Origin of the sequence: Echinicola soli (genome assembly GCF_006575665.1) — a bacterium.
In the GTDB taxonomy this organism is placed as follows: domain Bacteria; phylum Bacteroidota; class Bacteroidia; order Cytophagales; family Cyclobacteriaceae; genus Echinicola; species Echinicola soli.
In genome coordinates, this window is record NZ_CP041253.1 from 1,176,898 (window position 1) to 1,201,916 (window position 25,019).

Annotated in this window: 23 protein-coding genes and 2 pseudogenes; 13 read left to right on the forward strand and 12 right to left on the reverse strand. The window is 43.7% G+C overall.

Annotation, left to right across the window (positions count from 1 at the left end; all coding sequences use genetic code 11):
* Positions 1-157: 157 nt before the first annotated feature.
* Both tnpB and tnpA read right to left on the reverse strand, forming a co-directional pair.
* Positions 158-499 carry an IS66 family insertion sequence element accessory protein TnpB gene (tnpB, locus tag FKX85_RS04885; protein WP_141613661.1) on the reverse strand — a complete coding sequence of 114 codons (342 nt, stop codon included), beginning with the start codon at positions 497-499 and terminating at the stop codon, positions 158-160.
* Complete coding sequence (gene tnpA / locus FKX85_RS04890) at positions 499-786, reverse strand: IS66 family insertion sequence element accessory protein TnpA (RefSeq protein ID WP_141613662.1); 288 nt, start codon at positions 784-786, stop codon at positions 499-501. The genes tnpB and tnpA overlap by 1 nt, the downstream gene beginning before the upstream one ends.
* An 86-nt stretch (positions 787-872) precedes the next feature.
* Here tnpA and FKX85_RS04895 point away from each other — a divergent pair.
* The 7 genes and pseudogenes from FKX85_RS04895 to FKX85_RS04920 form a co-directional block, all read left to right on the forward strand.
* Positions 873-1,298: pseudogene (locus FKX85_RS04895) on the forward strand (phospholipase D-like domain-containing protein); the annotation flags it as partial.
* 220 nt (positions 1,299-1,518) lie between these two features.
* On the forward strand, positions 1,519-2,064 hold the full coding sequence (locus tag FKX85_RS04900) for a YfiT family bacillithiol transferase (protein ID WP_141613663.1): 546 nt from the start codon (positions 1,519-1,521) through the stop codon (positions 2,062-2,064).
* 1,401 nt (positions 2,065-3,465) lie between these two features.
* Positions 3,466-4,095: pseudogene (locus FKX85_RS04905) on the forward strand (DNA alkylation repair protein); the annotation flags it as partial.
* A 144-nt stretch (positions 4,096-4,239) separates the two neighbouring features.
* Complete coding sequence (locus FKX85_RS21860; RefSeq protein WP_394344998.1) at positions 4,240-4,401, forward strand: hypothetical protein; 162 nt, start codon at positions 4,240-4,242, stop codon at positions 4,399-4,401.
* Positions 4,402-4,420: 19 nt separating this feature from the next.
* A complete protein-coding gene (locus FKX85_RS04910) occupies positions 4,421-5,458 on the forward strand; it encodes an ABC transporter ATP-binding protein (protein WP_141613664.1) in 1,038 nt (345 codons plus the stop codon).
* A 98-nt stretch (positions 5,459-5,556) separates the two neighbouring features.
* Positions 5,557-6,879 (forward strand): Gfo/Idh/MocA family protein, encoded by a 1,323-nt coding sequence (locus tag FKX85_RS04915; RefSeq protein WP_141613665.1) that lies wholly within the window; start codon positions 5,557-5,559, stop codon positions 6,877-6,879.
* Positions 6,880-7,066: 187 nt separating this feature from the next.
* Positions 7,067-7,891 carry a hypothetical protein gene (locus FKX85_RS04920; RefSeq protein ID WP_141613666.1) on the forward strand — a complete coding sequence of 275 codons (825 nt, stop codon included), beginning with the start codon at positions 7,067-7,069 and terminating at the stop codon, positions 7,889-7,891.
* A gap of 10 nt (positions 7,892-7,901) precedes the next feature.
* On the opposite strand, the gene FKX85_RS04925 is transcribed toward FKX85_RS04920, so the two are convergent.
* Positions 7,902-8,372: a YcxB family protein gene (locus tag FKX85_RS04925; RefSeq protein WP_141613667.1), complete on the reverse strand. Its 471-nt coding sequence runs from the start codon at positions 8,370-8,372 to the stop codon at positions 7,902-7,904.
* 761 nt (positions 8,373-9,133) lie between these two features.
* Between FKX85_RS04925 and FKX85_RS04930 the strand changes: the two genes are divergently transcribed.
* Entirely contained in the window at positions 9,134-9,364 is a 231-nt protein-coding gene (locus FKX85_RS04930) for a hypothetical protein (protein WP_168196214.1), read from the forward strand.
* On the opposite strand, the gene FKX85_RS04935 is transcribed toward FKX85_RS04930, so the two are convergent.
* On the reverse strand, positions 9,361-9,780 hold the full coding sequence (locus FKX85_RS04935) for a Fur family transcriptional regulator (RefSeq protein ID WP_141613668.1): 420 nt from the start codon (positions 9,778-9,780) through the stop codon (positions 9,361-9,363). The genes FKX85_RS04930 and FKX85_RS04935 overlap by 4 nt on opposite strands.
* 341 nt (positions 9,781-10,121) lie before the next feature.
* Here FKX85_RS04935 and FKX85_RS04940 point away from each other — a divergent pair, with 341 nt between their 5' ends.
* On the forward strand, positions 10,122-10,970 hold the full coding sequence (locus FKX85_RS04940; protein ID WP_141613669.1) for a mechanosensitive ion channel family protein: 849 nt from the start codon (positions 10,122-10,124) through the stop codon (positions 10,968-10,970).
* A 34-nt stretch (positions 10,971-11,004) separates the two neighbouring features.
* Here FKX85_RS04940 and FKX85_RS21390 read toward each other — a convergent pair whose 3' ends face one another.
* Entirely contained in the window at positions 11,005-11,157 is a 153-nt protein-coding gene (locus FKX85_RS21390; RefSeq protein WP_168196215.1) for a hypothetical protein, read from the reverse strand.
* Between the two features lie 679 nt (positions 11,158-11,836).
* Positions 11,837-14,350, reverse strand: a complete 2,514-nt coding sequence (locus FKX85_RS04945; protein WP_141613670.1) for a M14 family zinc carboxypeptidase — start codon at positions 14,348-14,350, stop codon at positions 11,837-11,839.
* Positions 14,351-14,874: 524 nt separating this feature from the next.
* Between FKX85_RS04945 and FKX85_RS04950 the strand changes: the two genes are divergently transcribed.
* Positions 14,875-16,383, forward strand: a complete 1,509-nt coding sequence (locus tag FKX85_RS04950; protein ID WP_141613671.1) for an FAD/NAD(P)-binding protein — start codon at positions 14,875-14,877, stop codon at positions 16,381-16,383.
* A gap of 110 nt (positions 16,384-16,493) precedes the next feature.
* On the forward strand, positions 16,494-17,225 hold the full coding sequence (rluF, locus tag FKX85_RS04955) for a 23S rRNA pseudouridine(2604) synthase RluF (RefSeq protein WP_141616705.1): 732 nt from the start codon (positions 16,494-16,496) through the stop codon (positions 17,223-17,225).
* Between the two features lie 99 nt (positions 17,226-17,324).
* Here the strand turns inward: rluF and FKX85_RS04960 are convergent, their stop codons facing one another.
* A complete protein-coding gene (locus FKX85_RS04960; RefSeq protein ID WP_141613672.1) occupies positions 17,325-18,017 on the reverse strand; it encodes a tetratricopeptide repeat protein in 693 nt (230 codons plus the stop codon).
* A 700-nt stretch (positions 18,018-18,717) separates the two neighbouring features.
* Here FKX85_RS04960 and FKX85_RS04965 point away from each other — a divergent pair.
* Complete coding sequence (locus FKX85_RS04965; RefSeq protein ID WP_229239772.1) at positions 18,718-19,674, forward strand: fatty acid desaturase family protein; 957 nt, start codon at positions 18,718-18,720, stop codon at positions 19,672-19,674.
* Between the two features lie 1,342 nt (positions 19,675-21,016).
* Here FKX85_RS04965 and FKX85_RS04970 read toward each other — a convergent pair.
* A complete protein-coding gene (locus tag FKX85_RS04970) occupies positions 21,017-21,823 on the reverse strand; it encodes a hypothetical protein (protein WP_229239773.1) in 807 nt (268 codons plus the stop codon).
* Positions 21,824-22,217: 394 nt separating this feature from the next.
* On the opposite strand from FKX85_RS04970, the gene FKX85_RS04975 reads away from it, so the two are divergent.
* Positions 22,218-22,535, forward strand: a complete 318-nt coding sequence (locus tag FKX85_RS04975; protein ID WP_141613675.1) for a hypothetical protein — start codon at positions 22,218-22,220, stop codon at positions 22,533-22,535.
* 264 nt (positions 22,536-22,799) lie between these two features.
* Here the strand turns inward: FKX85_RS04975 and FKX85_RS04980 are convergent, their stop codons facing one another.
* From FKX85_RS04980 to FKX85_RS04995, 4 genes are read right to left on the reverse strand one after another with little or no spacing between them, the layout of a single operon-like run.
* A complete protein-coding gene (locus FKX85_RS04980; RefSeq protein WP_141613676.1) occupies positions 22,800-23,609 on the reverse strand; it encodes a M48 family metallopeptidase in 810 nt (269 codons plus the stop codon).
* Positions 23,606-24,040: a DUF4870 domain-containing protein gene (locus FKX85_RS04985; protein WP_141613677.1), complete on the reverse strand. Its 435-nt coding sequence runs from the start codon at positions 24,038-24,040 to the stop codon at positions 23,606-23,608. The genes FKX85_RS04980 and FKX85_RS04985 overlap by 4 nt, the downstream gene beginning before the upstream one ends.
* Positions 24,037-24,447, reverse strand: a complete 411-nt coding sequence (locus tag FKX85_RS04990) for a DUF2752 domain-containing protein (RefSeq protein WP_229239774.1) — start codon at positions 24,445-24,447, stop codon at positions 24,037-24,039. The genes FKX85_RS04985 and FKX85_RS04990 overlap by 4 nt, the downstream gene beginning before the upstream one ends.
* On the reverse strand, positions 24,434-24,832 hold the full coding sequence (locus FKX85_RS04995; protein ID WP_141613678.1) for a TM2 domain-containing protein: 399 nt from the start codon (positions 24,830-24,832) through the stop codon (positions 24,434-24,436). Before FKX85_RS04995 ends, FKX85_RS04990 begins: the two co-directional genes overlap by 14 nt.
* Positions 24,833-25,019: the final 187 nt, after the last annotated feature.

Below are 25,019 nucleotides of genomic sequence, written 5' to 3' on the forward strand. Positions count from 1 at the left end.
AAGCCTCCCGCTTATAAAACCATGAACTTTTTTTCCACATCCCCTGTGGAAAAAGCTCTCAAGGGATGGTTTCGGCCATTTCACTTCAAAAAACACCTGATGGAGCGAATAGGAGCGCATACGGCTCCAAAAAGCTGAACACCGGTCAGTAAAAAAATCAACCGGGGGTGTAGCGGGGACGCTGCCGGTAGCCGTCCACCTGGATGCCCTCGACCATCAGCACCAGTTCGGGCCATTCCAACACGCCGTCGTCCCGCTCCTCCGGGAGCAGGAAAGTGCCTTTTTCCAGGCGTTTATAATAGACCACGAAACCGCCCTTCTCCCAGTGCAGGAGTTTGATCAGGTTGCGGTTGCGGTTGACAAAGACGAACACCTCCCCGGAAACCGGGTCCCGGTCCAGTTCATTGATGACCATCCCGTAAAGCCCATTAAATCCTTTGCGCATGTCCACCGGGCTGCGGTACAGGAAATATTGGTGCTGGGAGCCCAGTGAAAACATCAGTAGAGTTTGATCAGGTTCGACAACAGCGATAGGTCCCCGCCAGGCACCCGCAGCTTTACCCCGTTCGGATAGACCACTTCCACTGTCTCTGCTGAAAGGCTGCTGCCCTGGGTACGGACAGGCATAAAGCCGGTCGCTCCCCGGGACTGTTCATCCCTCAGCTTTCGGTACCAATAATTGAACTTGGGATAACCGATCCCCTTTTGTGCACTGAAGGTCTTCTGCGTTAGACCGGTCGTTTTAAACTCTTCGACCAGGGCGGCCATTTCTTCTTCTAGGTTCATCACTTTTGCTTTTTCCACAAAGCTATGCGATCAAACCCGTCAATGAAATATGTACTTTATAAGGAGGTTACAGTGCAGAGGTCTTTTTCAGCCCTGGAAATGCCTGCAGAGAGGCTATAATCCGAGAAATCAGGTTGGCGCAGTCCGTTATCCACATCTGTGTCTTTACCATTAGCGATAATCAGATTACGGATGAATTGATCCATTCACATGAGCGGAATGTGGCCGTGAGGGTATTGACGGATGATGAAAAATGCTTTGATCTTGGCTCGGATATTGACCGGATCAGGCAATCTGGCATTTCTGTTCTGACCGACCACAGTGCTGCCCACATGCACCACAAGTTTGCCATCTTTGACCAGAAAAAGGTACTTACCGGAAGTTACAACTGGACCAGGTCAGCTGCTGAATTTAACTATGAAAACATCGTTTTGTTGGAAGATATCCACACGGTGAGGGCCTTCGAAAGGGAGTTTGAACGACTGTGGAAAAGTTTTGAAGGTGGCCTTTAGAACCATTCAATGCAGAATTGAATAAACGTCCCCCGAAAGTCTATGATATTGATAAAAGCCTATGGTATAATGAGCTTGGGAAGCAAAAAATGCTTTTTTCCCATATAACCTGTGCTATTGGCTTGTTATTTGTATTTTCAAGTGGAAAGTAATTAGTCTCTTCAAAATTTGCCGCTTCTGTTACTTTTCTACAGATTGAGAAACCTAAAATTTGTGTCCTATGAACCCTCAAGAACTTGAAAAATTAAAATATCCCATTGGTCAGCACCACGAACACCTAAAATTCACCATGGAGGATGTGTCCAGCTGGATCAGGGATATCGCCCAATTTCCCCAGCAGATCACATCGCTTACCGAAAACCTCACCACAGAAGAACTCAACTGGCTCCATCGTCCCGACGGATGGACCATCAAGCAACTGGTGCATCACTGTGCAGACAGTCATATGAACAGTTTTATCCGTTTTAAATTAGCCCTGACAGAAGATACGCCAAGTATCAAACCGTATTATGAGGATCGCTGGGCGGAATTGCCGGATAGCACAATAGATGATGTTTCTGATTCATTGATGATTATTGCTGGTATCCATCGTCGGTGGACCGTTCTGCTCAATAGCCTTAGTGAAGAGCAGTTGCACCGGACTTTTTATCACCCAGAACACCGAAAGGAAACCAACTTGGGCGTGACCACAAGTATGTATAGCTGGCATTGCAAGCATCACTTGGCGCACATTGAGCAGGCTTTGGCCCATAAAGGAGCATTTTGACAGAGGTCTATTGAACTAACCTTCTCGTCTATGACATTCGTCGCTTATCAGTATGATGAGGGGAAATATATTTTACCCACTGTTAATGTTATGAGCTATGCTGCGGAATGGATTGTTTAGGATCAAGCAATATTTCTGGGGGCGGGAGAAGATTTATATTCATTTGGTATGTCGCCACGAAGTCGCCAAGACACGAAGTGTTTTGTAGGCGGATTCCAAATTTCATGGAAAACAAACAGCTTTGGGTCTTAGAATCTTTGTGGCAAAAAAACAAAAAAGAAATCCTGTTAAAATAAAGGGATTCATGCCCCCAACTTTTTCGCTTGCCTCCTTTTTCGCACATTTTGAGGACCAAGCAATATTTCTGGAAGATGAGAGATTTCCAGGTGGTTTTGGTAAGCATATTTCTCTTTCATTTAGCAATAGGAATGTGTAGATTATAAAATCAGTATAAATCCGTCATCGCGAACGGAGTGAAGCGATCCCGTATCTGAAAACGGGATTGCCACGTTCCCGATAGCTCGGGACAGGCTATACTTCCTCGCTATGACGGTATTTTAAATCGCGTTTATAATAAAAAAAATCAGCGCAAATCTTATTAATCTGCATCATCTGCGTGCTATCGAAACCAACCCTAATCCCCCCAACTTTTCCGCTTGATCCATTGTTTATAGGCGTTGTTGTGGAGATTACCAGTCTGTCTCATAAATCCGCGTCATTGTGATGGTAGCCATAGCGGAGAAAAGCAATTTCCCCATGCATGCATTAAGAATAGCTTGAGATCGTTTCACCTCGCTCGTGATAGCCCACCCCGCTATCGGAGACGTGCTTTTGGCTTTTGGGAAAGCCTGTCGTCCTGCGTCCGCCTTGCATTTCCAAATCTACCGGTTCATTGTACGGCTATCGGAACAACGGAGATTCAAAAAAATCGGTTAGTTTGTAGGTATGAGCGTAGCACCGCTACGGTATATCCTGTCTCGCCGCCAGGTAGAGCCGAAAACTAAAACATACCGGCTGATGTTGAAGCAATTTCAGGTTTAAAATCAATGCCGTGTAGTTAACGTATGTCCCCGATAGTCATGCGGGCCAGGCTATCCTGATCCTGACAGATCGGAAAAGAATCTTTTCAATCTGTGTTGTATGAGAGAGCTTCCCTCGCCGCAGCGAGATGACAGCTTTGTCACTGTCTGCTCCTATCTAAACGGCATTAAACCCGCAATATGCATTAGAAAATCTACTGTGGGTTTAAAATAGCACTGAAAGATCCACTTCGACAGCTAAGATGTTTTAAATCGAATGAGGTTAAAAGATTGGTAATCATCACGCATCAATACATGGATTCTTTTCCTATTTTTAGGGATGAAAGTCTACCTGCGCACCCTCTAAAATGAATTTCGCCGACACGGAAATAATGTCATTGCAAAAGGCCAAAAGTCATATATGAAGGATCATTTTGAATTTATCGGCCTGAAGACACCCTTCAGAAGGAAACTTCAAAAGCCATTTTTGGAAAAAGCAGCCCTACCTGATAAGCAAGAATTATCGGAGATGGTGGAGATCCTTTGGAATATGCCAGAAAGGGAATTCCAGCTTTTTGCACAGGAGCTAGTGCAGAAGTACTTCCGGAAACCGGAAAAGGCCGATATTGACCTGCTGGAGTATATGGTCGTGAATAAATCATGGTGGGATACGGTAGATTTTATAGCGGTAAAGCTAGTGGGTAATTATTTTTGGGTATATCCTGAGCAAATAAAACCCTATGTGGATAAGTGGCTCGCATCGGATAATATCTGGCTGCAACGAACCGCCCTGCTCTTTCAGCACAATTATAAAGATAAACTGGATACTGAGCTCCTTCAGGAGATTATCCACACGCTGCTGGGTTCGAAGGAATTTTTTATCAATAAAGCCATCGGCTGGATCCTCCGCCAATACAGCAAGACAAATCCTGATTGGGTAAAGCAGTTTGTGGATAACACTGAATTGGCCAATCTCAGTCGAAAGGAAGCGTTAAGAAATGTGGATAAGTGATTTCACCTATGTCCATCCATTATTTTTATATCATTGATTTACAGCAATATACATAAATTCGTGTCAAGTACTTTCGGTACCTATACTTACCAATTAGTGATGGACGCGCCGTATTATGTTACATTTATTTGAACAGACAAAAGAATGCTCTTTGTTAACCGCATGATGATCCTTGGCAAGTACAGAATATCGATTCGTTATTACCAAGTTTTATCGATTGGGTTTAATTCTGATCAGTTTTCCCATCGGTTTAGGATGACTATTCAGAGAAATACCATTAAATTTATCCCAATAGGCCATTTATAACCCCAAAGCTTATATAAAAATGAGTTTACTCCAGCTCCATGGAATCAGCAAGAAGTATCCACAGACCAAGCAGTTTGCGGTAAAAGATATCCACATGGATATCGAGGAAGGCAGCATACAGGCCATTGTAGGGGAAAATGGATCTGGAAAGACCACATTGCTAAAGTTGATCGCTGGGTTAGAGCATCCTGATAAGGGAAACATTGTATTCTCAGGGCAGACTATTGTGAACGGGAAGTCATCCGTCCCGGCCAATCAGCGGGAGGTGGGGGTGATCTATCAGGAGTATGCCTTGTTTCCACAGATGACTTTATTGGAAAATGTACGGGAAGCACTGCACCGCGAGCCCCGTAATGCCCGGCAGATAGCCATGGACAGTCTGGCTTTGGCGGGGCTGGAGGATAGTTTTAATGCTTATCCACATCAGCTTTCCTCTGGCCAGCGGCAGCGTGCAGCGCTGGCCAGGGCATTGGCTTCACGTCCAAAGCTGCTGTTGCTGGATGATCCTTTTCGTAGCTTGGACACCCGTTTCAAAAACGAAATAAGCGAAGATATCAGGGACATTGTCAAGTCTACTGGAATTACGGCGATCGTCGCCAGTCACCATGCCAAAGACGCCCTTTCCCTGGCAGATAATATTGCCATTCTTCATAAAGGAACCCTCCAGCAAGAGGGTACTCCTATGGAAATCTATAAAAACCCTGCAAATGCCTACGTCGCCAACTTCTTTGGAAAGCGAAATGAGCTATTGGCCACACCTACCGAGGATGGTTTTTATGCGGGTTTTGGTTTTATCCCGCATCCGGAATCGGCCAGCTTTACGGAAAAGGTAAAAATCCTCTTTCGGTCTGAGGATGCCAAAATCAAAAAAAATGCTGAGCAGCCCCTTAGTGGCATCGTGACGAGGATCCTTTTTTATGGAGATCACCAAATCATAAAGCTGGAAGATGATGAGGGCATGCAAATCAGCATCAAGGCCGCACCTGGGAGAAATTTCGAAATGGGTACGCGGATGTTTTTTACCATTGACAAGTTTGAGATCGAAGCTGCTTTTTGATTATCTCTCGAATTCCTCATTATTCTTGATAAATACAATGTATCGGTTTACTTTGGGTGTATTATTTTGTGAAATCTAATAAAAACCCGAAATATTCCATGAAAAAGAAAAACAAGCCTGGTCTTTCCAGAAGAAAATTTATAGGTGCTTCGGCACTTAGTGCCGCAGGGCTTTCATTTTTGCCCCATCTTGGCTTTGGCAAACCGCAAACACTCACCAACTCCCCGCTAGGGATCAGCAAAGTCCGATTAGGATTTATCGGACTGGGCAGACAGTCTTATGGGATCATGAACGGCATGATGAACATCCCCAATGTAGAAATCATCGCTGGCTGTGATGTGTATGGCGTCAAGCGGCAGCGGTTTCAATATGCTGTGTCCGAGCGATATGGCAAGAAGCCCGCCGACGTCCCCGTTTATGAAAAGTATCAAGAGTTGCTCCAGCGGGATGATGTAGATGCAGTAGTCATTGCCACACCTGATTTTTGGCATGCATTGATGGCCATCGATGCCTGTAAAGCGAAAAAAGACGTATACCTCGAAAAACCCCTTACCTACACCATTAAAGAAGGTCAGGCACTGGTAAAAGCTGTCCGTGATAATAGTGTGGTCTTGGCCGTGGGCAGTCAACAGCGCTCTGAAAACAATTTCCAATATGCCGTCAGGATGGTTCAGAAAGGCCATATCGGAAAAGTACACCATGTCAAGGCCAACGTAGGTCAACCTACCTCTCCAAAACCATTTGATTTGCCTGAGGAGAATATACCTTCAGATCTAAATTGGGACCTGTGGCTCGGGCCGATCAAACCTGTTCATTATAACCACGAGCTTAATCCGCCCATCAGCTTGGATCCAGCCCAAAACGAACAGATTTGGGGAGCATGGCGATGGTACTGGGAAACAGGTGGTGGATTGATGACTGACTGGGGCGCCCATATGTTTGACATTGCTCAGTGGGGAATAGGCATGGATCGGCATGGCCCGGTGGAGATCGCGCCTGAAAAAGACAATAGTCCACTGACCTTTACGTATGATAACGGAATTGTCATGACCGCGGAGCCTTTTGACGGAAATACGCGCGGTGTCCGCTTTATTGGTGACAAAGGCTGGATTCAGGTCTCAAGAGGTGGATTTAAGTCATCTGATCCTAATCTGTTAGTACCGGAAGCCGAAAAGTCATCGATAAATGCTCCGGCACACTATCTTGACTTTATAGAGAGTGTGATCAAACGAAAAGATCCTATTGTCCCCGTGGAGATCGGCCATAGCACCTGTACGGTCTGCACCTTGGGCAATATTGCCAATAAACTACAGCGAAAGCTTCGATGGGATCCTGCTTACCAGGTTTTTAAAAAGAAGGACAAAGAGGCTTCCAAGATGCTTCATTATAACTATGAAAACGGTTATTCACTTGATTATTAACTCACAATAGCCTTTATTCCCCGTGGATAACTAGGTTATCCACGGGGAATAAATTTTTGGTAATTTTCACCAATAATAATCTTCTGATGAAATCTTGTTTTGCGATATAAAAAGTGGTAGTTTGCTTGATTATAAAACACTGCGTGTTTCCCTTTGGGGAGCCGGGCGACTGATAAGGCAAATACCTATGCAACAAAATCAAGAGGCCAAATTTTTTCATTGCTATGCCACAGCCAATGATAATCGGCTTTTCATCAAAGATATCCTTAACCTTGTCCGCTTAAAGCACAGCGATCCAGGTGTGGAAAAAGTGATGCTCTATATTGCAATCAGTAAGGTAAAACCTGTTGGGTTTATGGATCGCGTATTTGTAAACACGGTCAGGAAAATGTTTGCCGAACATCCCAGCATTGAGCTTCAGGACATCTGTTTTAAGGAGAATAAAGGGCGTGACTTTAGCAGTTACGCTACCCTTTATAGAAAGGTGAAGCAGCTTGCCTGCGCAGAAGATTATATTTTCTTCCAGAACAGGAGTGCTTTTGGGCCTTTTGAAAACAACTGGCTAAAAGCATTTGTAAAGCAGCTGAACCGTTTTCCCGACGTAGCCATGTGCGGTAGTACCATCAATTTTCAGGACCATCATGAGCGGAGCAACAGCTTAATGCCACATGTGCAGACCTATGTCTTTATTACAAAGCAAAAGTTCCTCAAGATGTTTGGAGACGCTTTTCCCGCTGAAAGCGAAGAAGAGCGTTTACAGATTATCCTAAAAGGTGAAATTGGCCTGAGTCAATTTTTTCTCCAAAAGGGCTATCGTGTCACCTGCATGGAATGGCCAGAAAAAAGTATTTCGGCAACTTGTTCCTCTCTATCAGGCACCGATATCAAAACCAATGTTTGTGCTAAACACCAATTTTACCATAGAAAATATTTCAGGAGAAATAAAAAACCACAGGTGCAAAATCCATTGTTTCCACCTGTGGTTACCTATATAAAAGCGATGTTTAAGTAAATGCCTAGGCCTAAATAAGCCCTTTACGCTTTAGGATGGTTTCGATGAATTTCCGTTCGTTTTCAGTGTTGAAAATTCTAAATGGCAAGTACACGAACTGGGCTTTTGACATGATGAGTACAAAAGCATCCTTGTTGATTTCTGCTTTTTTGATCATTCCCCAGTTGATCGGCATGCCCTGCTTGGTGTTGATCTTCATTAGGATCTGGCGACTATCGATCTCATAGGCCAGCTTTTCAAACATCACCTTGTTTTGCTCCATTTGGCTGACGCCGGCAAATTGGATGACCCAAAACAGCACGTAAAGCAACAAGGCTACAAAGGCCATGCTGATCCACCACCAGGAAGCAATCCAGAAATACCCACAGCCAATGGCAATGGCAATCAAGACCACCCACCACTGTTCCCTGAGGACATTTTTCAATCCCAATTTGACATACGTTCCTGTTTCGAGTTTATATTTTTTTGTTTTTACGATCATGACACTAGTTTTTCGAACCGCAAATATCTGATGATATGAGGTATTTAACAAATGGATAAGGAAATAGCCTTGAAAAATTTTGCTGTTTATATCGGAAATATGCAGTAGGAATCGTAGTAGCCTATCCTCCCGAAAGACTTGAAGCGGCAAGATAATCAGCCCTATCAGCGTAATCAGCGTTCCATCAAAAAAACACCTGCTCCAGGCCTCCAAACTTTTCCGCTTGACCCGTTTTGGGATCAAGCAATACCGCTGGGGGCGGGAGAAGGTTCCCATTCATTTGGTATGTCGCCACGGAGTTGCCATGACACGAAGTGTTTTGAAAACAGCTTTGGGGCTTTGTGGTTTACCGTATCTTATTCGTTACCAGGCTAGCCCACCTAACGGCGGGACAGACCAATTGGCGTTGATATTCCACTTAATAGAAAAGAACGAACGCTCTATGCTGCGCGCACTTTAACAAGTGTTGAGTTAAAAACCCACTGCTCGAGGTTCCTCAGCACAACTGCCGGAACAACAGGTGGCCTGCTTTTTTTGGCCACGAAGACTCAAAGTCACAAAGTAGATTTGTTGGGAAGTGTCGTGCAGTCTGCTCCTTTGTTTCCCAAAAAACTTGGTGACTTTGTGGCAAAAAAGAAAGCAATTTAAAATAAAGGGATTCATGCCCTCAACTTTTCCGCTTGCCCCCGTTTTGCTCCCAAGGCTATTGACTTATTATAATTTTTCTTGTAAATTATCATAAACCAGATAATCATAGGCGCATGAGCATAATGGTAGTTGATATGATCGTTTTCGGAATGGCATATGTCCTGCTCGTGTACTTGGTCATGACGATGATCAGACCAGCGCATAAGCCCAATAAAAATCGCAACGACGATGGTGAAGGAGGGGTAGAAACCGTAAATCCACCAAAGATCGATTTGCCTCCAGGCGTGATATGGCCTTCAGATGGCCCAAAAACGAAGAAGCCTGCCCCGACTGTAGAAGTTTAATTGCTGCATTTATTACAGGTACCTTGCACCAGTAAACTTTTTTCCTTCACGATGAACCCTTGTGGCAAATGGATATCGGGAAGGGCTATCTCATCAATACATTGTGTCTGACCACAGGTATCACATTTAAAATGCACATGTTCATGGTCATGGTGTTCCTCAGCGGCATCGTGGTGACAGAGGGCATATTTGGTAACACCCGTATCATCCAGCACCTTATGGATAAGGTCACTGTCCAAAAAAGTCTTGAGTGTCCTATAGATCGTCACCCGATCAAAATTTTCCTTTAACTTTTCTTCCAAATCAGAATGGGATAGGGCGATATTCCTATTTAGAAACGTATCCAATACATCCCTACGGCAACTGGTCACACGCAGCTGATGGCTTTTGAGTATTTTTGCTGATTTTGTTGACATATACTTTTGGTGTCCTTTTGGGCAATTCAATAGGGTAAAAATACGCTAAATTCAGCGAATTACCACATCACCTCCTTTTGTCTGTGAGGCCTTTATTAGTTTGTAAACCATACTGGCGGCCTAAATCGTTCAATATTTAATAAAAGATTGAATTTGAGATATTAAGCCTATTTTATCCAACATAAACATTTTTTTACCTACAATTGTCCAGTTTATTCTTTAAAATTTATCTAATTTCACTTAATTTAAGCAATCGTAACGTTTCATCATCCTTTGGCTACCTATTTGTGGCCATCAAAAAATCATAAAATCTAAGTTTTTAACTAATTATTTTATAACCTATGGAAAATATTAATGCAGAGACCTTGCAATCAATGATTGATCAGGGCGTGGAGCTCATGTGGGAAATTATCCCAAGCCTACTTTATGCCATTCTTATCTATATTGTGGGTAAGATGGTCATTAATTTTATACTTAATTCTGTAAAGAAAGTAATAGCTAAAAGGAACCCTGATGCATCTTTGACCAATTTTTTAGTGAGTTTGGCAAGTGGTATACTTTATATATTATTGTTCTTGACCATAGGCTATACGGTCGGTATAGATGTTACCTCCTTTGTAGCCATCTTAGGTGCTGCTGGTTTGGCGATTGGTTTGGCACTGCAAGGTTCCTTGGCCAATTTTGCCGGTGGAGTCTTGATCCTGCTCTTTAAGCCTTTTAAGGTGGGAGATGTCATCGAAGGACAAGGTCACCTGGGTGTGGTAGAGTCCATCGACATACTTTATACCAAAATGCACTCTTTTGACAATAAAGACATCGTCATTCCTAATGGTGCGCTGGCCAATTCAGACATAATCAATATGTCCAATAAACCTACCCGAAGGGCAGACTTTAACGTTGGTGTGGCCTACGGCACTGATTTGAAGAAGACCAGAGAAATTATTTTGGGTGTATTTGCCAAGGACGAGCGCGTGCACCAAGATCCGGCACCTGTGGTATTCTTCAATAGCTTTGGAGACAGTTCTTTGGACTTGGTCATCCGTGTATGGACCGATGCTTCCAATCTGTGGCCGGTATATTTTGACAATATGGAAGCCATGAAAGAAGCTTTTGAGGCCAATGACATCGAAATCCCATTTCCTCAAAGGGACGTTAACCATTTCTATCCTGACGGAAAATCAGAAGCCTAAATCACGGCTTAACGCTATAGAAAAGGAGGACTGCTCAGTCTTCCTTTTTTTTGTTCTTTTTACGGCTGTTGGATGCGCAGCCGATGTTTTTGGTCAATTCCACATCCTCCGGAATACCTCCAAAACCCTCACTCAAATCCCATTCGGCAGCTTCTTCCTGTTGTTTTTTCTTGTCTTTTTTGCTCATAGGTGAGTTTACGAATGTGAGCTGGCAAATGTTTATTGTTAAATGTACCCGAATATCCGTTGCTACGACAGCTGTGCTACGAAAACAATGGGCACTAACAATGGAAGCTACCAAGCCATCAAGTTTTGGGGATCACTGGAACGATGCTTCTTTGGGGTCAAGTGGAAAAGTTGAGGGGGTGGATTTAATAGAACGCAGATAGTGCCGATTAAAAAGATTTGCGCTGATTTTTTTTTAGGAAGGGCTGGACAGGTTAGGCGGAAGCCCTTAAAGGCTTGTCTGCATCCAAGTAGCCATGTCTAGTATCAGATAGAGCGTGATAGCCATGGGCAACGGCCTTGGAAACAATAGCCGAATCAACAGCATTTTATTTTAGCAGCAATTACATTATTATCCAAAAATTTACACTAAACCTTTTTTTGAATAAATGGAGTACCCCTCCCTGCGCTGAACGAAAGAAAAATATACTTTCCTAAACCACCTTGAAATTCATCGCCCCCAGAAATATTGCTTGATCCCTTCTTTGCGCCTTGGAGCCTTGGTGGCCCTCAAATATTCCAGTGGCCCAGAAAAAGAATCAACGTCATCTGTGTGGCATTCAAAACAACTTCGGGTTTAACTGGCGTAAAGCCAGGTTTTCGCTTTATCCTATATCACCTCCACACTACTCGTAAGTGATTCAATTTCCCACCAAAAAGACCGCATTGGCCATGATAAGTTTCCCGTTTTCCCAAAAACTTCTGAAAAGAGGGTTATCCACAAGGTAAATAACTTGGCCTTTGCCCTTGTTTTCCACACCGAATACCAAACTTTCTTTCATATTGGCTTTGGCTTTGTAGCCAATAAAGCCAGCCCTGTGCTGATCCAAGCTATGGATAACTCCAGCATTGATTCCATTATTAAGGAAGGCGTAGCGGTTGGGGCTATTTTTGAGGGTATAGTACTTGCCTCCTGTACCATATCCCAGTGAATAGGTGCTGTCCATGTCCACCTCGAACACTGCTCCTGCTGCGAAATTGGATATGGTCTGCCTTTCCCTATCTCGGTATGGGGAAGTTAGGTCTTCATCAAGGTTCGTTTGCTGAAGAAAGTCTTCTTTTTGCTCGTCCGATAAAAATGTGGATAACCCAAAGCCTTCCTTATTGGCAAATAGCTCCAAGGCTCCTTCTATAGCAATAAGCTTTCCTCCTGCATTGGTCCAGTTGGTGAGATTATCCGTTTCCTCTCCTTCCCAACCATAACTGCCACTGGGCAGGATAAGGACATCGTATTTTTCCAGGTTCAGGTGGTTTACATCCGAGGCATTCAGCACTGAAATCGGATACTGCAACTGCTGCTCAAAAAAATGCCAGACTTCCCCAAAATTCAGGGAAGAGACTCCGTCTCCGCTGAAAATTGCCACTTTTGGGGCCTTGATCACCTTAATAGAAGAAGATCCAAAGTCCTTTCCTTTATCCATAAAACCAGTGCTGGCCGTACCAAGGGTAATCTTGTGCCTGTTTGCTAATTGCGTGACGCTTTGATGAAAATCTTTTACGTATTCATTTCCTCCGCGCGTAATGATGAGGCTTCCGGTGGGATAGTCTTTGTTATCGACCGTAAAAGGATAGCCTGCAGACCGGACACGGATGTCTTCCTGAAGCAATGCCGCTAAAAAAGCGGCTTGTTCCGCATCATTCCATGGGACAAGGTAGGCTAGAGCCGAGTTATCCACATCATTATTTACAAATTCCGGCTGTGTATAAGGGGTACTTCCTTCCAACTTTTCTTCCAAAGCATAGGCTTCCAGTCCATAAGCATAAGGAAGGGCCCAGCTGGTAATATCATAAGTCAAACTATCCTGTAGCTGAGCTTCAGGTTCGAAGAGTACTTGGGTGAGCACCGACTTGGGTTGCCAGGCATTGATGATGATATCTTCTTTAGCTAGGTTAAAACCCTCCTTCTTTCCTTTTTGGTAGGAATAGCCGCGAAGGCTGGTGGATTTTCCACTTTGGCTGTACTTGATTTTATTCTTGTCCAGAAGTGCCAATAGCCCGGCAATCCGACCCTCGGAATTGTAGCCTTTGATAACAAAGCTCTTGTACTTTCCTTTGGGTGATTGGTCAAAGTAGGCTTCAAATTCACTCAAAAGCCGCGAAGCGTTCTTTGAAGTAACTTCGATGGCTGTGAGTCCTGTGGTGTGGTGATGCTTGATACGTTCTTTTAGCGTCAACGTATCACGCTCTGCCGTATGGACACCTATACCAGCGGCTCCTGATCCCCCTTGCTCGATGGTCATGCCGATAGCGCCATTAAACATCGGGTAAGTATCGCCATAACTGGGATAGAGCAGGTCAAACACTTCCTTGGTGAAATAAAACCAATCATTTTCGTCAAAATAAGCAGCATTCCGACGACCAAAAGTTTCCTGAAATTCCAATTGATAGTCACTTAGCTGACGATGGAGCGGAACCGCCGCAGGAGCAAAATAATAGGGGCTATTGATGCCTTGTTCATGAAAATCCAAGTGGATATTGGGCATCCATCGTTGGTAAAGTGCCATACGCTGCTGGGATTCCTGCTGCGACTGCCAAGCCCAGTCCCTGTTCAGGTCAAATAGATAATGGTTTGCCCTTCCACCTGGCCAAGGCTCTTGGTGTTCTGCAGATTGGATGTCTGGCTGGAGCTGGGTATTCATCTTTTGATTGTACCAGTTGACATAGCGGTCGCGGCCATCGGGATTGACACAGGGGTCGATGACGACCACATTGTTATGGAGCCAAGCTTTGTTATCGCTTTTGGCTGGATCCACCAATGCCCAAAGGGTTTTCATGGCTGCTTCAGATGAGACGGCCTCATTTCCATGAACATTATAGCTCAGCCAAGTGATGGGAATGGTGGTGTTGGGATTGCCGGTTTCGAGGCCTGTTCGCCGCAAGTTATCCACACGGATCTTTTCCAGTTGGTCGATGTTGTCTTGTGCGGAAACCCAGACCACCATCAAGGGGCGTTTTTCGAATGTCTCACCATAATATTCCAACGTTACATTGTCATTGTGAGCCGCCACATGTTCGAAATAATCCACAATGCGATGGTGTGGCGTAAACCGCTCACCCAGTTGATAGCCCAAAAATACAGCAGGACTTTTGGTTTGGCCATGTGCAATAAGGCTCAGCGTAAGGATTGACAGTGTAATCAGTAATTTTCGTTTCATATAGCGGGACTTAAGACATGAGATGCGAGCAATTCACAAAATAAGGGCTTTCCTGAAGGAGGACAACTTATCCTTTATGAAATTATTTTATATGAGTCTCCGCAATCATACACGTAGCCAAGCATAATTGAATAAATTGTGTTTCTGTTCTTTTATTCAGGTGTAAAATTGCTTTCAATAGGTCTTCATGAATGCTACGCATTTCCATTGATGAAAAGGGCGGAAAATCCAGTCCGGTGGTGAGCCCTTTAAATTGGGAAGGACAAGTTTTCCAGTGAGGACGATACGTTACCCAATTTAATTTATGAAAACTGCTCCGGCCTGAAAATGAATGGATCTCGCTGTTCCACGACGCGAGCTAATTCATTTTCTTAACGGCCTGCTCATTTTTCTTAAACCGGTCTCACCAAGGGACTTCCTTAACTTTCCAAATCACATTTTGGAATGGTACCACTACGGGTAAAATTACCGATAGTCATTTTATTTTAACTATCTTGAGCTTGCTTGGCTTTTAAACTTCAAACATGAAAAACATCACCATTATTGGCGGCGGTGCCAATGGCGTTTCGGCTTTTATTGAACTGTTTATCCAGGTCACAACGGCCGGTTTGGAACGAAAGGTGCAAGTCACCATTGTGGAAAAGGATGATAAACTGGGATATGGGCTGGCTTTCGGAACGCCGCAGCCCGGTCATATTCTGAATACCCAAGCGGACCTGATGGGGATCTTTGCGCATGAGCCGGCACACTTTGCCAATTGGCTAAAAAAGCAAGGCCACCGCAAAAACCAAAACGTCAAAGGTACTGGCGACATGGACAATGCTTATACCACTCGGATTTTTTATGGTGATTACATTGCCGAACAGGCAGAAATTTACCTGAAACGCGCTAAAGCACTACACTTTCCAGTCCAAGTGCTGAAAGACCATGCAATGGATATTGATACTCAAAAGGGACGGTATCAGGTAAAGCTGGAGAGCGGTGAAATCATCATGAGTGATTTTGTCATTTTGGCCTTAGGGACACCCAAACCAAATAATTTCACCACTTTCAGAAAACATCAGCGGTTTTTGGATTTTCCATGGCCAGCTTCCAGGATCAAGACTAAAATTCCAACAGAAGCCCATGTGGGCGTTCTGGGCTCTAGCCTGAGTGCCATTGATACCGTCATGACGCTTGTGGATAACAACCACCAGGGAAAAATCACGCTTTTTTCACCTGATGGAAAACTTCCTCGAGTTCAGCCATTGGAAAACAAAGCATACGAACGTATTTATCTAACGCTGGAAAATATCCACAAGATAAAGCGTAAAACGTTGAAAAAACCCCGTGTAAAGACCCTTTTACGGCTTTTGATGGATGAGGTGGAGCATTATGAAGGACATCCAGTGGATTGGCTGCAGCATACTTCTCGGGAATCTTCTGCGAAAGCACTGCTCCATTGGGACATTTCCTGCGCTGAAGAGGGCGGTGATGCCTTGCTCAATATCGCCGATGCCATGCGGTATGATGCCTCCACTATATGGAGCTGGATGGGAACGGACCAAAAGCTGCTGTTTAAAAAATGGGTTGGCAGTGACTGGGCCATCAACAGGCACCCCATGCCGCTGCACAATGCCAAAAAGCTCCTGCGACTATTTGATCTGGGCCAATTGGAAGTTTGTGCTATGGAGGATGGCGATGCTGTTTCTCATGAAAAGGATACGTTTAGCGTGAAGACCAATCAGAATAAGTTGGTCTCTGTGGATTTTTTGGTCAATGCCACAGGAAGCTCATCGGCACTTGATCAGATGGAAAGTCCACTTATCCACAATTTGATGGAGCGTCAATTTATACAACCATACAAGGTGGGTGGGGCGATCATCAACGAACGCACTATGCAGGTGATCTCTCCCAGGGGTGGTGAGGGCATCTATGCTGTCGGCCATATTGCCAATGGGATTCTGATGGACATCAATGCCGTCTGGTACAACGTGGAGACAATCGGCACTTTGGCGCGTGATCTGATTTTTAGGCTAGTGGAGAAAGATTAGAGGGAGTTTTCAACAGGCTCTTGCTTTCTTGGCCATGACTATTCAATCGACCTCATCAGCCGGTTTTTTAAATAATCTCATAACTTTGTGCTCAAATGGTCAAGGCATATATGGAAAAGGACACGGTAAGGATCAATAAATACTTAAGTGAAATCGGCTATTGCTCCAGAAGGGCGGCCGATAAGCTGTTGGAGGAAGGCCGGATCACCATTAATGGCAAAGTTCCTGAACTGGGCACCAAGGTAAGCCCTGGTGACGATGTCCGTGTCAACGGCAAGCTCGTGTCACCGCCAAAAGAGGATTTTATCTATATCGCTTTTCACAAACCCGTGGGTATTGTTTGTACGACAGATACCAAAAGGGAAAAGGACAATATCATCGATTATATCAATCACCCCAAGCGGATTTTTCCCATCGGGAGACTGGATAAGCCCAGTGAAGGGTTGATATTTCTCACCAACGATGGTGATATCGTAAACAAGATCCTGCGTGCCAAGAACCATCATGAGAAGGAGTACATCGTCACGGTGGATAAGCCCATCACCCCTGCCTTTATCCAGAAAATGGCCAATGGGGTCCCCATTTTGGACACGGTCACAAGGGAGTGCAAGGTGGATCAAATCGGCAAGCGGAAGTTTAAAATAGTCCTCACCCAGGGCCTTAACAGGCAAATAAGACGAATGTGTACCTATTTGGGATATGAAGTCACCAAGCTAAAGCGCATCCGGATCATGAATGTCCAGCTGGATACGCCAGTCGGTAAATGGCGATACCTCACAGCAGAGGAGCTCGCTGAAATCAACCATCAAGTAGCTAGTTCCAGTAAAACGTTTGAAGGATGAGCCAAGTGAGAAAGTGCCCATAGGTGTCGTCACACCGTTATACAGGGTGATGAGCAATCAACCTCTTTCGAGCCAAGGATGTGGATAAGTCTGATGGTGCTAGAGCCGCTCCCTGGCATGGTCACGATACCAGCCAATTGGGCAAGTATCTGCATATTCTTGGAGGGCCGTTTTCTGATCGATTTTGCCATCATTTGAATCAATGTACAGGATGGATAATTTTTTATTCCACTCCGAATGCATGGCTGAGAGGGATTTTATGGCTGTTTTGGGATTTTCATCAGGCTGTGGAAAACCCGCATCGTCGACCACCCGCTGGATCAGGGGCAAGTGTCTTTCGTCAAAAGAACTTCCCGTGTCTTCTAAGATATCCACATAACTTTTCAGCAATGCCAATAGCTGAAACGAATGGTTTTCTTCAGATAAGTTCAGCAATGCGGTTTCAAACCAGACAAGTGCCGCATCATAGTGACCTAAATAGTGGTAGCAGGCAATGAGCTGTAAGGTGATGATATGATATAAAAAAGGGTAATCAGATGGCTTGAGCAGTGTAAGTGCTTTTTCATAATGGTTTATGGAAAGCTCATATTGATCCGATTCCCAATAGAAAAAAGCATATTGCTCGTTTTTCCTAATAAAGAGCACGTCAGCATCCATCTTACCTTCCTGACTGGCAAAAAAATCATCCAGCACGCTCATCTTCTGCTTCCAATCGTATTGGGGGATATCGCGGTGAAGTTTGAGTACCAGATCTTTGGGCATAAAGTCCCTTTGTAACTGCACTTTGTCCATAATGAAGAATGTGTTAACAGAATAGTTTGTTTCTTCAAAGTAATGATTTAAATCATAAACAAAAGAAAAACCCGGCTTTTTAATCGTTTACAACTGTTATTGAGTCATTTAATTGGCAGAGTTAAAAAGAAAACAAGCCATTGGATACGTCCACTTGGAGTGGAAATTTAGCAAGATTTAACATCTTTCCTTATCAATTTATCCGTTTAGAATTCCTATATTTGGTATAAGGTAAGATAATGCTGTTCACAAGAAGATATACTATAAAGAGGCAAGTCTTACATCACCTTGAATTGGTTTCTGTCCAGGTAAGCTGCTTTCCCTTTTCAAGCCTCAGGTATTATCCTTTAACCAAAAAGCAACAAGTATTTTACACACATTTACCAAGCCTTAATGGCCCACGTTTATAGCCTTAGTAGTCATCCAAGAATTCTATCTCTATATGTTTTAATTCTTTTTTCTACCAATTGGTTCATCTCTAATGAAAAGAGCGCTAAACTGAAGTCACAGGTATTTTCATTGCCTGCACCGAAACGAAATATTTTACCATTTAATTATATTCAATATTAAGACTATCCGATTTACGGAATCAGCACTGTCTGATTTCTCCATTACGCTAAGAAGCCGGGTGAATGCTCATTTTAAGCAAACCCAAAAGTCCAGATATGGCAATCTGGAAATGATCCTCAAAACGTTATTCATGCTTTCCCTCTATTTTGTACCAGTATTGTTGGTGATCTTGGGAGTAGTGAGCCAGACATGGCAGCTTTACCTTTGCTTTATTTTAAGTGGTTTGGGAATGGCAGGAATTGGCATGGGGGTCATGCACGACGCCATACATGGCACCTATTCCAAAAACAAATCGATCAACAAGCTGTTGGGCTATACGCTGAACCTCGTCGGAGCAAATGCTACCGTGTGGAAAATCCAGCACAACGTTCTTCACCATTCCTTTACCAATATCCATGAAGGGGATGATGATATCAATGTGCCTTTCTTTCTTCGCTTTTCTCCTAATGCCAAAAAGAATGCAATGCATTCTTACCAGCACTTGTACACGTGGTTTTTCTATGGGCTTTCTACCCTATCATGGGTTACGTCCAAGGACTTTGTCCGGCTCAATAGGTATTACAAAATGGGATTGCTCAAAGGGAAAAATATCTACCGCAATACCGTACTGAAGATCATCGCATGGAAGGTGATGTATTATATTTTCATACTGGTTCTGCCGATACTGTTTTCCCCTTTCAGTGTGGGGCATATCTTGCTCGCTTTTGTGGCCTTGCACTTTGTGACTGGGCTGAGCATTTCTCTGGTATTCCAGACGGCACATATTATGCCCGATGTTACTTTCCCAAAAATGGACAGTGCTGGCCAGGTGGAAGGAGAACGAATGATCCACCAATTGATGACCACTTGTAACTATTCCGAAAAAAACAGGGTGTTTTCTTGGCTGATCGGCGGCTTGAACTATCAAATCGAACACCACTTGTTTCCAGACATTTGCCATGTTCATTACCGTAAGATAGCTCCGATCGTTCGTAAAACAGCTGCTGAGTACAATCTGCCCTATTACTCCAAAGTCACCTTCATACAGGCCCTGAAATCACATTTCAAAATGCTGCATTGGCTGGGAAATACAAAAGTGGCCAGCTGATTTCGGTGTCGGTCATATAGGCGATGGGCATACCGCTTGGTAATTCGGCAATAGGAGTTAACAAGTTATGGATCGAGCATTATTCTGGGGGCGGGACAAGGTTTTCATTCATTTGGTATGTCGCCACGAATTCGCCACAACACGAAGTTTTCGGGAACAATCAGCCAAGTACACGGCAAATGCAAACCAGCCTAATTTGTGCCTTCGGGCCTTTGTGGCAGAAAAAAAGCAAGCCACCAGGTCACCAAGCCACGAAGTTTTCGGGAACAAACAGCCAAGTACACGGCAAATGCAAACCAGCCTAATTTGTGCCTTCGCGTCTTTGTGGCAGAAAAAAAGCAAGCCACCAAGCCACGAAGTTTTCGGGAACAATCAGCCAAGTACACGGCAAATGCAAACCAGCCTAATTTGTGCCTTCAGGCCTTTGTGGCAGAAAAAAAGCAAGCCACCAGGTCACCAAGCCACGAAGTTTTTGGGAACAAACAGCCAAGTACACGGCAAATGCAAACCAGCCTAATTTGTGCCTTCGGGCCTTTGTGGCAGAAAAAAAGCAAGCCACCAGGTCACCAAGCCACGAAGTTTTTGGGAATAAACAGTCAAGTACACGGCAAATGCAAACCAGCCTAATTTGTGCCTTCGGGCCTTTGCGGCAGAAAAAAAACAAGCCACCAGGTCACCAAGCCACGAAGTTTTTGGGAACAAACAGCCAAGTACACGGCAAATGCAAACCAGCCTAATTTGTGCCTTCGGGCCTTTGCGGCAGAAAAAAAACAAGCCACCAGGTCACCAAGCCACGAAGTTTTTGGGAACAAACAGCCAAGTACACGGCAAATGCAAACCAGCCTAATTTGTGCCTTCGGGCCTTTGTGGCAGAAAAAAAGCAAGCCACCAGGTCACCAAGCCACGAAGTTTTTGGGAACAAACAGCCAAGTACACGGCAAATGCAAACCAGCCTAATTTGTGCCTTCGGGCCTTTGTGGCAGAAAAAAGCAAGCCACCAGGTCACCAAGCCACGAAGTTTTTGGGAACAAACAGCCAAGTACACGGCAAATGCAAACCAGCCTAATTTGTGCCTTCGCGTCTTTGTGGCAGAAAAAAGCAAGCCTATAATTCGCCACGACACGAAGTTTTTTGTAAATAAAAGATGCCAATTGAACAACAAATCCCTATCAACCCCCTTTGTGCCTTCGCTTCTTTGTGGCAAAAAAAAGGAACCATATTAAAACAAAGGGAATAATCATCCCCACAGCTTTTCCACTTGATCCAAAGTTATCGCTCAAAAGAAAAGGCGATGGGAAATTTCATCCCATCGCCTTTTTGTTGATTACGTCAATCAAGGTGATTATTCGCAACTTGTATTTTGTAGGTTGGCATCCCAGCAGAAATAAGCATCACTTTCAAAATAGGTTTCACTTTTTACTTGGCCAAATTTACTAGCCTTACTCCAGTTCACGAAGATTTCACTATCCAAATCGGTATTATTTATGACAACGGCCCTGTCCATTTCCTTGGAATCATCAATGCGGTAAGTGATGGAACTGCCAAGATTCTCTCCATCTTTCTCTACAGTAAAGGTAGTGGCGCCATTTCCCGTTTCCTGATCATACCCCCATGAATTGGATAGCCATACCGAAGCAGACTCAGGTGACTCATAAAGCTCCCAATATCCAGCTTCTCCGGTCATATTGGAAGTTCCGGTGAACCAAACGAAGTTATCCACAATCCCTTCACCAGAGATATAACCCATCCAGTTGACATTTTCACCTTGAACATTTGCGGTAAGGCGAATGTCATAAGCTCCGTGCCCTTCCACATCAAATGCCTTTTCCCAAACCCAAAGGCCAGTATCTTCGTCAAACGCGGCTTCTGTGCCTATGGTAGCTTTAAAGGCGGTAATCGGTACGACCAAGTGGGTATAGAGAATGGATGAGTAAACACCCACATTGATAGCAGCATAAGCCCAGTTGGTAGCAGCAGTAACACGCGCTCCTTCGTCACCCTCTTCCTCAAACATGCTCATGTCTGGAGCCATACTGGCTTCAGGGGGCAATGCAGGCTTTTCGGACTGCTGTGGCATCGGCTCCTCGTCCTTGTTACAGGAAGCAAATAGTACCAAGGCTGCCAGAAAGAATCCTAGTGATCTTTTCATTATAAATAGTTGGTTTAGTTTTCATAGTTAAAAAAAACAAAGACAGTGCCAATCAAACACCATAATAAAGGTAAATTATACCAATTATAATCGCAATCAATAGCATTAATTTGTAAACCATTAAAAATGTACCTTTTAACAAGATAATTGCGGATAAGAAAAATTCATGTTTCGGGATGGAAGAAATCTTTGTACTATATTGAAGGAAATTTTAGCACAATCGACAATTAAATCGGGGAAAATGTGGAAAACTTTTTAGGTCACATTTTATATTTTGGTTTAAAATTTGATCAAATAACTACCGTTAGCGGATTGCGAATTTTGCAATGCGTTTTATTTTCGTAAATTCAATATGAATTAATGCTAATTGTTTATCACTAAATCAAAAATGAATATGAAAAAAGTCGTCTACTTTTTAGCGGTCATGTTTAGCTTTGCTGCGTTTTCACCTGCGGCCATGGCAGCACCCGAAAAAAAGGAAAAAGAAAAAACGGAATTATCACCCGAGGAGGAAGCTAGACTCACTGAGATCAATGATCGTGTGGAGGAAATCAAAGCCATGGATTTCTCTGAGATGAGCAAAGATGAAATCAAAGATGTTCGTGAAGAACTGAGAGGGATGAAAAAAGAAGCTAAAACAATGGGTGGAGGTGTCTACCTTTCTGTAGGAGCCATCATCATCATCCTATTGATTCTAATTCTAGTAACCTGATAAGTCATATTATCCCACTAAAAGAGGCTGTTCCTGGTACGTTTTCCGAACGGCCGATCAGCCTCTTTTCTATTTGTGAAAAAAATATAGTTCCCTGATTATCAGTTATATTCACCCCAAAAATTTTATTGATCATTTAAACAGTCTTATACTTCAACTACTACTTTAAGTTACTTGATTTTTTGGTTCTATATAGCCCGCTAGCGCTCAGTTTACCCATAGTAAATCATATAGAACCGATTTTTTTGTATGATATTCTCGTAACTATTTAGCTTTTAGATCATGTACGATCTTGATCACATCGTTCCAGGAATCCTCACTAAGAATCGGCTTATTCTCCACTTCGCCTTTCATAAAGTTATCCACAATAGAAGTGGCTCGTTCCTTACTATCAGGATGTGTACTGATCCACGTAAAGTACTTAACCGCTTCATGATCATCCAAGGACATTTTATATAGGAAGTTGGCCAAATGCTCAGGACTGACTTGGGCGTTTTTCATGTACTCGGCCGCTTTCAGATCTGCTTCCCGCTCTTGTTCACGATCAAAAGCCGTCGAAGAAAGCAATTTTGCGACTTCAGCCACTCCGGTGCCAGAACTGCCAGTGGTGAGGGAAACCAACATGGATATCCCAACCTCCTTGGCAAGCTTTTTCATTACGTGCTTCTGTTGGATATGAGCCATTTCGTGGCAAATTACACCAGTAAGTTCTTCTTGTTTATCCACATTTTTTATCAAGCCTGTATAGAGTACCAGGTATCCATCAGGCATGGCAAAGGCATTTACCTCATCTTTTTTTAAGATGCGTAGCTTGATCTTATCCACATCGATGGCATTGGCTTTACTAATCTCACTGACGATACTGTCCATCGCCATGCGCAAGGTATCATTGGTGACTTCATCGGCTTCGCGCGAATAAATTTTCCACAGCTCTTCACCTAGCTTTTCCTCGAGCTTGTCACTGGATTCTTCCCACCTGAAGAGCCCTATCCAATCGACTTGCGCTAGTAAAAACCAGCCGATCAAAAATGATCCCAGCACGGCAATTCCTTGGAGAAACACATTTTCCTTCATGACTTCTTACAAATTTGACTGGTAAGACTTCCATAAAACCACCATTCGATGTGGATCCCTTTCCGAATTTGGATTGCACTATATATGGTCACGATAAACTCCATTAGGTTTGCTAGCACGACCATAAAGATATAGGCGATGTACATATTGCTCAATTCCGTGTTTTTAAAAATTAACGAAAGTGTCCACCAAAACCCAATGGTGTTGATAACAAAGAGGGAAAACTGCGAAACCAAGGCCTGCGTGCAGTGCCAACGTACAAAATACGTTCCTTTGCGGTTGCCCAAATAAAAGATCAGCGTGGCCAGCAAATTGATAATAGGCAGTGGCAATCCTGCAATCAAAGCCACCAAGGACATGAGATAGCTATTAGAAGCCTTTTCTGCTTCATGGTCGCTAGGCCTGTAGTCAAACGGACGAATGTGCATCATAACCCTTTGTATATATTCCAAAACCAATTGATCAGCACCACCACTGCCAAGGGAATGGCTCTGACAGGATTCCTGAGCCAAACCTCAACTTGTTGATAACTCTTCCACAGGGTCTCTTTCCGCCATAATACATCAACTAGCAGCCATATAGGGCCGACCACTAAACCCGTCGCTACCAAAAGACCTAAAGGATTACTGTATAATGAACCATTCACGTCACCATGGATAATCGCCATGATCGCCCGTGTAATACCACACGAAGGACATGGTACACCAGTGACGTTTTTGATCAGGCATAATGTAGGGCCATGGCTGTGGCTCACCGCTGCATGCAACTGGTAGGCTAACCAGCCATAACCTGCCATAAAAGCGATCGATAGAATGATATAAAGCTTATTCCTGCTCACGATCTGTCGACTCTATTTGATTTGTGGGTTCTGCTGTCCTGTGCAAAGCTTCCAGCGCTTCTTTTAGCTTGATGCCATTCTTTTCCCTGGCCACTCCCGGGATCATAAACCAATCAATGATCGACCAAATCACAAACCCTCCACAGGTTAGTAATTTTAAAATTCCCAATCCTGTATCACCCACCATAAACCGGTCAATTCCCAGCTGACCACCCACCAGGGATACAAGCTGTACCGTATTGGGATCATAAAACTGCAGAACCTGAATGGTTTCCCATGATGCGTCATCAAGCCTCAGCAAGCGCTCACGGATAAAGGGAAGATGATGAGCTTCAAAATACTTACTATTCATCATCATAAAAAGATCAACTTTAGCTACTTCCATTTGTGTGTGTTATAAGTGATAGATATACAAACAATATTAATGTGTTACTTATCAAGTGGTTATTCCCGAAAACTCCAAAATCCAATCAAAAAAATGAAGGTTGATTTGATGTTAATAGGCTAATATAGTACAAAAAATAAAAGGTTAAAAATCGCAAACCAATTACAGCATTTTGCTATTCGATATG

What these genes read in the sequence shown, in the direction of transcription:
- FKX85_RS21390 (WP_168196215.1), bottom strand. Translation starts at nt 11,157, where the DNA reads ATGAGCAAAAAAGACAAGAAAAAACAACAGGAAGAAGCTGCCGAATGG.
- FKX85_RS04985 (WP_141613677.1), bottom strand. Translation starts at nt 24,040, where the DNA reads ATGATGCACATTCGTCCGTTTGACTACAGGCCTAGCGACCATGAAGCA.
- FKX85_RS04940 (WP_141613669.1), top strand. Translation starts at nt 10,122, where the DNA reads ATGGAAAATATTAATGCAGAGACCTTGCAATCAATGATTGATCAGGGC.
- FKX85_RS04915 (WP_141613665.1), top strand. Translation starts at nt 5,557, where the DNA reads ATGAAAAAGAAAAACAAGCCTGGTCTTTCCAGAAGAAAATTTATAGGT.
- FKX85_RS04935 (WP_141613668.1), bottom strand. Translation starts at nt 9,780, where the DNA reads ATGTCAACAAAATCAGCAAAAATACTCAAAAGCCATCAGCTGCGTGTG.
- FKX85_RS04945 (WP_141613670.1), bottom strand. Translation starts at nt 14,350, where the DNA reads ATGAAACGAAAATTACTGATTACACTGTCAATCCTTACGCTGAGCCTT.
- FKX85_RS04995 (WP_141613678.1), bottom strand. Translation starts at nt 24,832, where the DNA reads ATGGAAGTAGCTAAAGTTGATCTTTTTATGATGATGAATAGTAAGTAT.
- FKX85_RS04965 (WP_229239772.1), top strand. Translation starts at nt 18,718, where the DNA reads ATGCTTTCCCTCTATTTTGTACCAGTATTGTTGGTGATCTTGGGAGTA.
- FKX85_RS04900 (WP_141613663.1), top strand. Translation starts at nt 1,519, where the DNA reads ATGAACCCTCAAGAACTTGAAAAATTAAAATATCCCATTGGTCAGCAC.
- FKX85_RS04930 (WP_168196214.1), top strand. Translation starts at nt 9,134, where the DNA reads ATGAGCATAATGGTAGTTGATATGATCGTTTTCGGAATGGCATATGTC.
- tnpA (WP_141613662.1), bottom strand. Translation starts at nt 786, where the DNA reads ATGAACCTAGAAGAAGAAATGGCCGCCCTGGTCGAAGAGTTTAAAACG.
- FKX85_RS04950 (WP_141613671.1), top strand. Translation starts at nt 14,875, where the DNA reads ATGAAAAACATCACCATTATTGGCGGCGGTGCCAATGGCGTTTCGGCT.
- FKX85_RS21860 (WP_394344998.1), top strand. Translation starts at nt 4,240, where the DNA reads ATGCTCTTTGTTAACCGCATGATGATCCTTGGCAAGTACAGAATATCG.
- FKX85_RS04960 (WP_141613672.1), bottom strand. Translation starts at nt 18,017, where the DNA reads ATGGACAAAGTGCAGTTACAAAGGGACTTTATGCCCAAAGATCTGGTA.
- FKX85_RS04975 (WP_141613675.1), top strand. Translation starts at nt 22,218, where the DNA reads ATGAAAAAAGTCGTCTACTTTTTAGCGGTCATGTTTAGCTTTGCTGCG.
- FKX85_RS04980 (WP_141613676.1), bottom strand. Translation starts at nt 23,609, where the DNA reads ATGAAGGAAAATGTGTTTCTCCAAGGAATTGCCGTGCTGGGATCATTT.
- tnpB (WP_141613661.1), bottom strand. Translation starts at nt 499, where the DNA reads ATGTTTTCACTGGGCTCCCAGCACCAATATTTCCTGTACCGCAGCCCG.
- rluF (WP_141616705.1), top strand. Translation starts at nt 16,494, where the DNA reads ATGGAAAAGGACACGGTAAGGATCAATAAATACTTAAGTGAAATCGGC.
- FKX85_RS04920 (WP_141613666.1), top strand. Translation starts at nt 7,067, where the DNA reads ATGCAACAAAATCAAGAGGCCAAATTTTTTCATTGCTATGCCACAGCC.
- FKX85_RS04910 (WP_141613664.1), top strand. Translation starts at nt 4,421, where the DNA reads ATGAGTTTACTCCAGCTCCATGGAATCAGCAAGAAGTATCCACAGACC.
- FKX85_RS04925 (WP_141613667.1), bottom strand. Translation starts at nt 8,372, where the DNA reads ATGATCGTAAAAACAAAAAAATATAAACTCGAAACAGGAACGTATGTC.
- FKX85_RS04970 (WP_229239773.1), bottom strand. Translation starts at nt 21,823, where the DNA reads ATGAAAAGATCACTAGGATTCTTTCTGGCAGCCTTGGTACTATTTGCT.